The organism is Streptomyces sp. NPDC085946, from assembly GCF_044540485.1.
Taxonomy (GTDB): Bacteria; Actinomycetota; Actinomycetes; order Streptomycetales; family Streptomycetaceae; genus Streptomyces.
The window spans coordinates 198473-206386 of record NZ_JBITSF010000016.1; the positions used below are offsets into that span (position 1 = coordinate 198473).

At 68.9% G+C, this 7914-nt stretch carries 9 protein-coding genes and 2 pseudogenes; 6 read left to right on the forward strand and 5 right to left on the reverse strand.

The features are described from left to right. Window positions 1–5 precede the first annotated feature (5 nt). A pseudogene (locus tag ACIF8T_RS28320) lies at window positions 6–116 on the reverse strand (IS5/IS1182 family transposase); the annotation flags it as partial. A gap of 284 nt (window positions 117–400) precedes the next feature. Between ACIF8T_RS28320 and ACIF8T_RS28325 the strand changes: the two are divergent. Further along, the gene (locus ACIF8T_RS28325; protein WP_400038935.1) at window positions 401–1309 is read left to right on the forward strand and encodes a MerR family transcriptional regulator; all 909 of its coding nucleotides are present in this window, start codon (window positions 401–403) and stop codon (window positions 1307–1309) included. 311 nt (window positions 1310–1620) lie between these two features. Here the strand turns inward: ACIF8T_RS28325 and ACIF8T_RS28330 are convergent. From ACIF8T_RS28330 to ACIF8T_RS28340, 3 genes and pseudogenes are all read right to left on the reverse strand, one after another. Next, window positions 1621–1737 (reverse strand): annotated as a pseudogene (locus ACIF8T_RS28330) (transposase); the annotation flags it as partial. A 285-nt stretch (window positions 1738–2022) separates the two neighbouring features. Then, entirely contained in the window at window positions 2023–2784 is a 762-nt protein-coding gene (locus ACIF8T_RS28335) for a hypothetical protein (RefSeq protein ID WP_400038936.1), read from the reverse strand. A gap of 559 nt (window positions 2785–3343) precedes the next feature. Further along, entirely contained in the window at window positions 3344–4309 is a 966-nt protein-coding gene (locus tag ACIF8T_RS28340) for a helix-turn-helix transcriptional regulator (RefSeq protein WP_400038937.1), read from the reverse strand. Window positions 4310–4372: 63 nt separating this feature from the next. On the opposite strand from ACIF8T_RS28340, the gene ACIF8T_RS28345 reads away from it, so the two are divergent. After that, window positions 4373–4759, forward strand: coding sequence for a VOC family protein (locus tag ACIF8T_RS28345; RefSeq protein ID WP_400038938.1), 387 nt, complete (start codon window positions 4373–4375; stop codon window positions 4757–4759). A 218-nt stretch (window positions 4760–4977) separates the two neighbouring features. Further along, the gene (locus tag ACIF8T_RS28350; RefSeq protein ID WP_400038939.1) at window positions 4978–5202 is read left to right on the forward strand and encodes a hypothetical protein; all 225 of its coding nucleotides are present in this window, start codon (window positions 4978–4980) and stop codon (window positions 5200–5202) included. On the opposite strand, the gene ACIF8T_RS28355 is transcribed toward ACIF8T_RS28350, so the two are convergent. After that, window positions 5199–6025 (reverse strand): IS5 family transposase gene (locus tag ACIF8T_RS28355; RefSeq protein ID WP_400038940.1). Its coding sequence is split into 2 segments (ribosomal slippage): window positions 5199–5665 and window positions 5665–6025, totalling 828 coding nucleotides; the frame shifts between segments, so codons are not numbered across the junction. The genes ACIF8T_RS28350 and ACIF8T_RS28355 overlap by 4 nt on opposite strands. A gap of 388 nt (window positions 6026–6413) precedes the next feature. Between ACIF8T_RS28355 and ACIF8T_RS28360 the strand changes: the two genes are divergently transcribed. The 3 genes from ACIF8T_RS28360 to ACIF8T_RS28370 all read left to right on the forward strand — a co-directional run bounded on the left by ACIF8T_RS28360 (window position 6414) and on the right by ACIF8T_RS28370 (window position 7804). Continuing rightward, on the forward strand, window positions 6414–6650 hold the full coding sequence (locus tag ACIF8T_RS28360) for a hypothetical protein (RefSeq protein ID WP_400038941.1): 237 nt from the start codon (window positions 6414–6416) through the stop codon (window positions 6648–6650). After that, a complete protein-coding gene (locus ACIF8T_RS28365; RefSeq protein ID WP_400038942.1) occupies window positions 6650–6922 on the forward strand; it encodes a hypothetical protein in 273 nt (90 codons plus the stop codon). The genes ACIF8T_RS28360 and ACIF8T_RS28365 overlap by 1 nt, the downstream gene beginning before the upstream one ends. 19 nt (window positions 6923–6941) lie before the next feature. Continuing rightward, window positions 6942–7804 (forward strand): IS5 family transposase gene (locus ACIF8T_RS28370; RefSeq protein WP_400038946.1). Its coding sequence is split into 2 segments (ribosomal slippage): window positions 6942–7313 and window positions 7316–7804, totalling 861 coding nucleotides; the frame shifts between segments, so codons are not numbered across the junction. The last annotated feature ends 110 nt before the right edge of the window (window positions 7805–7914 follow it).

Consider the following 7914-nt stretch of genomic DNA (forward strand, 5'->3'; position numbering starts at 1 on the left):
AGGTTCAGTAGGGAGCGGTACTTGTCGAAGTCGTAGCCCCGGTCGGCGTAGAGCCGTCGGAGCTTGCGGCGCGGTCGTCCGCGCAGGCCCCGGATCGGTGAGACCACGTCCAGAAGGGTGTGCGACATCCCGTGGGTTCCCGTGGTTCTTACCGAAACCCTGAGTTCCTGGCCTGGGGCTTCGCTCTCGTTCGCGTGATCGGCCGGTCAGTGACGTGACTTCGGGATTCCTGAAGCTTTCTCGTCCGATCTGATCAGTCTGCGGTCTGGTCGAAGGCGGGCAGGCGCATGCTGTCGACGCTGGCGGTGGTGAGGAGACTCGGCAGAGTCCTGGAGAACTCACGGGATGTCGCACTGAGGCGCTTGAGTCTCCAGCCGCCGGAGGGTTCAGGATCTTACTCATGGACGACGAACGCCCCGAAGTGCTCACCATCGGCCGGCTCGCGCACCGCACCGGACTTCCGGTACGTACCCTGCGCTTCTGGTCGGACGAGGGAGCGGTGCCCCCTGTGGCCCGCTCCGCGAGCGGCTACCGGCTGTACGACGCCGGGGCCGTGGCCCGCGTCGAGTTGGTCCGTACCCTGCGGGAGCTGGGCCTCGGGCTCGACGACGTGTGCCGTGTCCTGAGTGGTCGCACCACGGTCGCCGAGGTCGCCGACGCGCATGTGGCCGCGCTCGACGCGCAGATCCGCTCCCTCAAGGTGAGCCGGGCCGTCCTGTCCACCGTGGCGAAACGGGGTTCCACCGTTGAGGAGACAGCACTGATGAACCGGTTGGCGCGGCTTTCCGCCGCCGAGCGCAAGCAGATCATCGACGAGTTCAAGGAGGAGGTGTTCGGCGACCTCGACGACCCGCGCCTGCGCGACCGCATACGCGCCTTCAGCATCGAATTGCCCGACGATCCCACACCTGAGCAGGTCGACGCCTGGATCGACTTGGCCGAATTGGTTCGGGACCCCGGGTTCCGCGCCCGGTTGCGCACATGGATGGAGCTCAACACGCCCATAGCGGGGCAGGGCCGCCCCCCTGGGGCGTCCATCTGGTGGGCCAGGCAGATCGTGCAGACCGTCGCGGAGGTCAGAAAACGCGGGGTCGCCCCCGAGGGACCGGAGGCGGCCGAGGTGCTGTCCGAGCTGTTCGGCGACGCCGATCGGGCCGCCGTGCTGCGCAGCCTGGAGGCCGGGATCGAGGCAGGAGCGGAGCACTACCGCAGGCTCGTCGCCCGTGTGCGCGGGCGGAATTCGTCGCCCGACGCGACCGAGGAGCTGGAATGGCTGGCGCGGGCCCTGCGCGCCGCGGATCAGACCTGACCTGCTGCTCGACTCTGCACGGGGCACCACCTGGCTGGGGACGGCGGCGTTGGTCCGGAGGCCGGACCCGGACACGGCACGCGCCACCCCGGCCCCGGACCGGTACGCCGACCCTGGGTGCACAACTGGCAGCTCGGCAGGCGGTCGTGATGACCGAGGACATCCAGGCCGACGTCACCGACGAGATCCTTCGGATCGCTCAGCATCCTCGCGTTTCACCCGAACCTACAGATGCATCGGCCTGACGCACATCGATGGACCCGCGGGTTCGCGCTGATAGACCTCCGGTTTCCCTAAACCTGCGGGGATCGCAGGAGCTGAGTGACGTCATGCCGGTTGCCGCCGGTGAGCGTGGCTGCGAGTGGGGTTCCCTGCCGATCGACAATCAGGTGGTGCTTGGAGCCGAAGCGGGCGCGGCCGTCCGCAGGCCGGCCAGCGCGGTGCCTGCTGCGGGCTTTGGCCCGCCCGTTGAAGGATCCGGCGCCGCTGGGATGCGAGAGGTCGCCCCGGTGGGGTGTCAGTGTCGAGTGGGATCATCGGCCGGGCGGGATCTGCGGCAAGGGGCGGTTGTGGCGGTGGAGTGGGACCGGGGCGGGCAGCCGGGGTTCGACCGGATCGTCGAAGCATGGCACTGTCACGTTGCGACGGAGACGGCGAGTTCCAGGGACTGGTCGCGGCTGTGACCGTCATCCTGTGAGATCTGCACGCGGACATCAGTTCACCACGACATAGTCCCCTGACGACGTCGACGGTCCGGTGGTGCTGTTGCCGAAGTACGCCCAGCGCCACGTACCCGTCTTGGAGGCCTTCACGGTTGTGCTGAGATCACCCGAGCTGCTGGCGTACACCTTCTTCACCGTGGTGTAGGAGGCGGCGCCGGAGGGCTTGAACTGCAGGCTCACCAGGCGGCCTCCGTAGGAGGCGTACTTCCTGGTCTCCCAGTTGGCCCGTGTGACCTTTCCGGTCACGGTGATGGTCTTGTCCTTGGCCACCGGTTCGGGCGAGGCGTTGACGGTCAGGCGGGAGTTGCGCTTGACGTGGACCGTCAGCCCTTCGTCGTCGGTGTCGCCGCCGTCGCCCTTGAAGAACACCCGGGCCGCGACCTTCCAGGCCCCGGCCTCACTGTTGCGCATGTCCCACACACTTGGGTCGAAGTACATCGTCTCGTTGAAGTCGCAGACGCCCGAGCTCACCTTGATGCAGTCGCTCGTCTCGATGGCGTGCCACAGTTCATCCCCGCCGCTCCGGTACAGGTACACCGCTGGGTACTCCCACGCCTGAGTGGTCGCCATCCGGAAGGAGGCGGGCACCGCGACCTCGTTCGACACCCCGATCACGATCGGCTTGCCGTCGTTCACCTGGACACGGGTGAACGAGACACCACCCTCGGCCGCCCCGGCCGGCGCCGCGGCCACGGCCGTGAACACCGCCGCCGCGCCACCGGCCACGACGACTCTCCACAACTGCTTCCCCACCTGATCCCCAATCTCCGTACCGCAATGCGGCCGAAGGGATATCCCTCCAGCGCCCTACAGACGGCTGGCATCCGCACGGGGTTGTGCACCCGCGCATCACAATGCGGTCTCGCTCGGTTCATCCGGTCATGAGGAACAGCCGGCGCCGAGAAGGTGCGTGTTCAGGCTGGACTTCTCGAGGCGCAGGCTGACGTGCTCCGGGCCCAGCATGGACTGCCGCCGTCCGGAAATGATCCCGGCCGCACGGATCCGGCGCACGCCACCTGGTATCGCCGCCGGCCCTGGCGGGGAGACCGTCTGACCGTCCGCACTGGAACGTCTGCGCGGGCCCCGTGCAGAGGGTCCGTGCCGGGTGCGGTCGGCACGGACGCTCTGCTGTGTGATCAGCCTTGCTCATGTGGTGTGAGGCCGTCCGGGGTCGGTGCCTCGGGGTTCAGGAACACGGGTCGGGCAGGCAGGGTGAGCCCGGATGTTCCTGAACCCCCGGCGGGCTCGGGCCGGGGCGAGCCGGTCGGAGGCGGTGGGTGCGGCTGAGACCTCGTATCCGGTGCAGCGTCCGCTACCGGGGCTGGCTGTCTCTGTTGTCCTCGAACAGGGTCCGGGTGCGGCGCAGCAGCGCCTCCCGTACGGGGTCCGGTGACAGGACCCGTAGCGTGGTGCCCAGGCTGAGGAGGTATGTGGCGAGCTGGTCGGCGTCGTTGCCGCCGATGTCGACGATGGTGGTGTCCGGGCCGTCCGGGCGATGGGTGCCGATGGTGGGTGGGACCAGCCGTAGCGCCTGGTCCATGGGGTGCGGCAGCCGGACTGTGACATAGAGCGGGTACACGACGCTTGCGATGGACCGGGAGACGAGAAGCGCCGGGTCGGGCGGGTCGACGAGTTCGACGGTGTGTCCGGTCGGTTGTACCTGTGCCACCCTGTCGGCCCGGAAGGTGCGCCATTGTCCCCGGGCGATGTCGTGGGCGACGAAGTACCAGCGGCGGCCTGTGTGTACCAGGCGGTAGGGGGCGACGTCCCGGACCGTGTCCTTCCCCGCGTGGTCCCGGTACGACAGACGGGTGCGCTCGCCACGGCGGCAGACGACGGCCAGTTGCAGTAGCAGGCCGGGCGAGATCTGCCGGCCTTCGGACCTGGGAGTGTGCACGAAGGTCGCGTCCATCTCGCCCAGCCGGTCCGCGATCCGGGGCGGCAGGACCTGCCGTAGTTTCAGCAGCGCCGACAGCGCGGCCTGGTCGCTGCCCAGGACGCCGCTGAGCGCGGCCTCCCGCAGCGCGACGACCACGGCGAACGCCTCCTCGTCGTCGAGGATCAGCGGCGGTACCCGGGTGCCGCCGCCGAGGCGGTAGCCGCCCCAAGGGCCGGGGTCGGACTCGATGCCGTAGCCGAGTTCCCGCAGCCGGGCGATGTCCCGCCGGACCGTGCGGTCGGTGACCGCCATACGCTCGGCCAGTTCGCGGCAGGTCCACGTCGGTCGAGTGGACAGCAGCGAAACCAGTCGCAGCAGGCGGGCGGAGGTACTGATCACATCCCGAAGTGTTCCTCATGACCAGGACCGGAACTGTCCTGGTCCCGTCATAGCGTCCTCCCCATGAGAACCGAACCCGCATCCGGGCCCGCGATCCGCTTGCTGTCCGTCGACTTCGACTGCCCGGACCCCGCCGAACTGGCCCGCTTCTACGGCGACGCGCTCGGCTTGCCCGTCGTCCACTCCAGCGACGACTTCGTCCTGCTCGGCCGGGAGGGTTCACCCGGACTGGGCTTCATCCGGGTGGCCGACTACCGGCGTCCGACCTGGCCGGACCCGTCCCAGGGCAAGCAGGCCCACATGGAACTGGGCGTCGACGATCTGGACGCCGCCCACGCACGGATGCTGGCACTGGGCGCCATGGAACCGCCTGTCCAGCCGCACCCCGATCAGCGGAGGGTCCTGCTGGACCCCGCAGGCCATCCCTTCTGCATTTCCACGCAGGGCTAGGCACGACCGGCCGGCCGATGACCGCGACCGCGGCCGTGAGCCGGCACAAGGTGGCGACTCGTCGTTGTCCTGAGCTTGTTCTGCCCGATGCTGTCCGGGGAAGCGTTCGCGCAGGTGGCACGCTTCCGGGGCGGCGGGGGCGTACCGAAGCAACCCGAACCGGACGAATCCGCCGCCTCCTCCCCCGACTCGGCGGCACGTCAGGCAGGGAACGGCTCGTGACCGAGCAGGAGGAGCAGGACGGACGGGGCCGCCAGGAGCGTGCGGACGCGGTGGACCGCGAGATGGCCGCACGCCTGCTGCCCGGTCCCGTTGTACGGGCGCTGGGCCGCTGGTGGGAGACGAATGCGGCTGCTTACGCGGACGGGACACCCGGCGCGCGCACGATCCGGTACACGCCCGGCCGGTGGGCGCAGATCACTCCGTGGCCTAAGAACCCCTAACAAAGTGAGAGGTTGACCAGTCGGCGCCAGCAGATGATGCCGCAGGCCAGACTGAGGAACGCTTCGTGGATGTCGTCGCGGATTTCCCAGCGGATGCGTAACCGACGGAACCAGTGCAGCAGCGCGAAGCTCTGCTCGACCACCCACTGGTGGACGCCCAGACCTGAGCCGTGGTCGGTGCCGCGACGGGCGATGACGGGGGTGATGCCCAGGGCCTGGACCTGCTTGCGGTACTTGTCGTGGTCGTAGCCGCGGTCGGCACAGAGCGTGATCGGTCGCTGTCGAGGCCGCCCTCGCCGGCCGCGTACGGGCGGGACGGCCTGAAGCAGGGGGATGAGCTGGGTGACGTCGTTGCGGTTTCCACCGGTCAGCGAAACCGCCAGCGGGATGCCGTGCCCTTCGGTGATCACATGGTGCTTGGAGCCTGTTCGGGGACGGTCGACCGGGCTCGGTCCGGTTTTGGGCCGCCTTTCATGGCCCGCACGTGGGAGCCGTCGATCACCGCTTTCGACCAGTTCAGCGCGCCGGCGGCGTTCAGTTCGGCCAGGAGCGATTCGTGCAGACGCTGCCAGACACCCGCGTCGTTCCAGTCGCGCAGGCGTTGCCAGCAGGTCATGCCGGAACCAAAGCCCAGCTCCTGCGGCAGAAACTCCCACGGAATGCCCGTGTACAGCACGAACAGGGTGCCTGACAGCACCTTCCGGTCGTCCAGACGCTTGCGCCCCGGGTGATCAGTGCGGCGCTGCACGACCGGCAGCAACGGCTCGATCCGCGCCCACAGCTCATCGGGGACGATCCACGGCGGCCGCTCACCCCTCCTCATGTGCAGGCTGACAAGCCATCAGACACCGTCATTCCAAGGCAAGTTGCAGCATTCTGTTAGGAATTCTAAGTGGTTCGACCGCGACGTGTGGACCCGCGCTGTCAACGACACCGGCTACACCGTCACCCGCCGCTGACATACGAAAAGATCCCCAAGACCTGCGGATCGCGGTCCATCAGGACCAGAGGGTCCCGCTCCGGTGCCACGCTGTGGACTCAGCACGAAATCACAAACCCGGCCCTCGAATATCGACCTTGCGCCGATCAGCGTGACACCCCCGGGCTCGCCTACGGTCCGCAGTCGATGTCGGATTCGGCAGGAGTGGTCCCCGGCGCTTCCGCCCGGCGATACCGTGGTCAGACACGCCTTACGCGCCCTGGAGCCCTCAATGAGCGAACAGCCGGCCCCCGCCGACACCGCCGCCCGGCAGCAGCTGGAGCCCGCGGCCGCTGACGCAGTGCGCGCGTACGCGGCCAAGACCCGCGCCGACGCCGACCGGTTCGCCGCCGTCCTGGAGGACATCGCCACCAACGGCCTGCCCTCGGTGGATGATTGCACGCCATGGGAGGAGCTGCGCGAGGCCCACCTCGCCCGGCTCGCTCGCCAGCGCCCGGCCGTCGCCTGATGACCCCGCAGCGCGGCCCGCGCCGCGCCCGCATCGCCTTCTCCGACTCCGCCGCCAAACAGCTGGAGAACATCACCAGCGAGGCGGAGATCCACGCCCTGGACCGCGCCCTGGTCGTCATCTCCGTCGCCCCCGACATCGGCGAGCCAATCCCCGGCGGCACCTCCGGCCCCCAGCTGCGCCAGTACACCGACGACATCGAGTCCGTCCGGGTCCTGCACTTCGTCACCGCGCTGCGCACCGTCGTGGTCGTCGCCTACATCGAGGTCTAGGCAGTTTCGTTTGGATCAGTTGGTCGTTGGTCTGGGTGTGCCGTTGACTGATGCGCAGTGGGCGCGGATCGAGCCGTTGCTCCCGGACCGCACGCCGAAGCGGGGTGGCCGCTGGCGGGACCATCGTGAGGTGATCGACGCGATCGCCTACAAGTTCCAGACCGGTACGCAGTGGGTGCATCTGCCGGAAAAGTACGGCAACTGGCGGGGCGTCTACAACCGGCTGCGGATGTGGGCCGTCGACGGCACCTGGGAGCGGGTCTTCACCGCCCTGGTGGCCCAGGCCGACGCGGAGGAAGACGTCAGCTGGGCCGTGTCGGTGGACTCCACCATCGTGCGGGCTCACCAGCACGCGGCCGGGGCCCGCAAAAAAGGGCCCCGGCCGGCGAGCCGGCCGACCATGCCATCGGCCGCTCCCGCGGCGGACTGACCACAAAGATCCACCTTGCCGCCGACGGCCGGTGCCGGCCCTTGGCGTTCCACCTCACCGCCGGCCAGGCCGGCGACGCACCTGCCTTCACCGACGTCATGGCCCGCCTGCGCGTTCCCCGACAGCGCGGTCGTCCGCGCACCAGGCCGGACCTGGTCCTGGCCGACAAGGCCTACTCCTCCCGCCAGATCCGCGACCACCTGCGCAGACGTGGCATCCGGGCGGTGATCCCGGAGCGGGCCGATCAGCAGGCCAACCGGATGCGGCGCGGACCGGTCGGTGGCAGACCGCCGGCCTTCGACCGGGAGGCGTACAAGCAGCGCAACACCGTCGAGCGGTGCATCAACCGCTTGAAGCAGTGGCGCGGTATCGCCACCCGCTACGAGAAGACCGCGACCATCTACCTGGCCGGACTCCACATCGCGGGCATCTTCCTCCGGTCCGCCCGATGATCCAAACGAAACTGCCTAGTAGTGCTTCGTTAGGTTCTGGCTCTGGTTCTGCTGGTCTTGAGGGGGCGGCCGCAGGTGGTGCAGGTGCCGGTCCAGCACCTCAGCAGGTC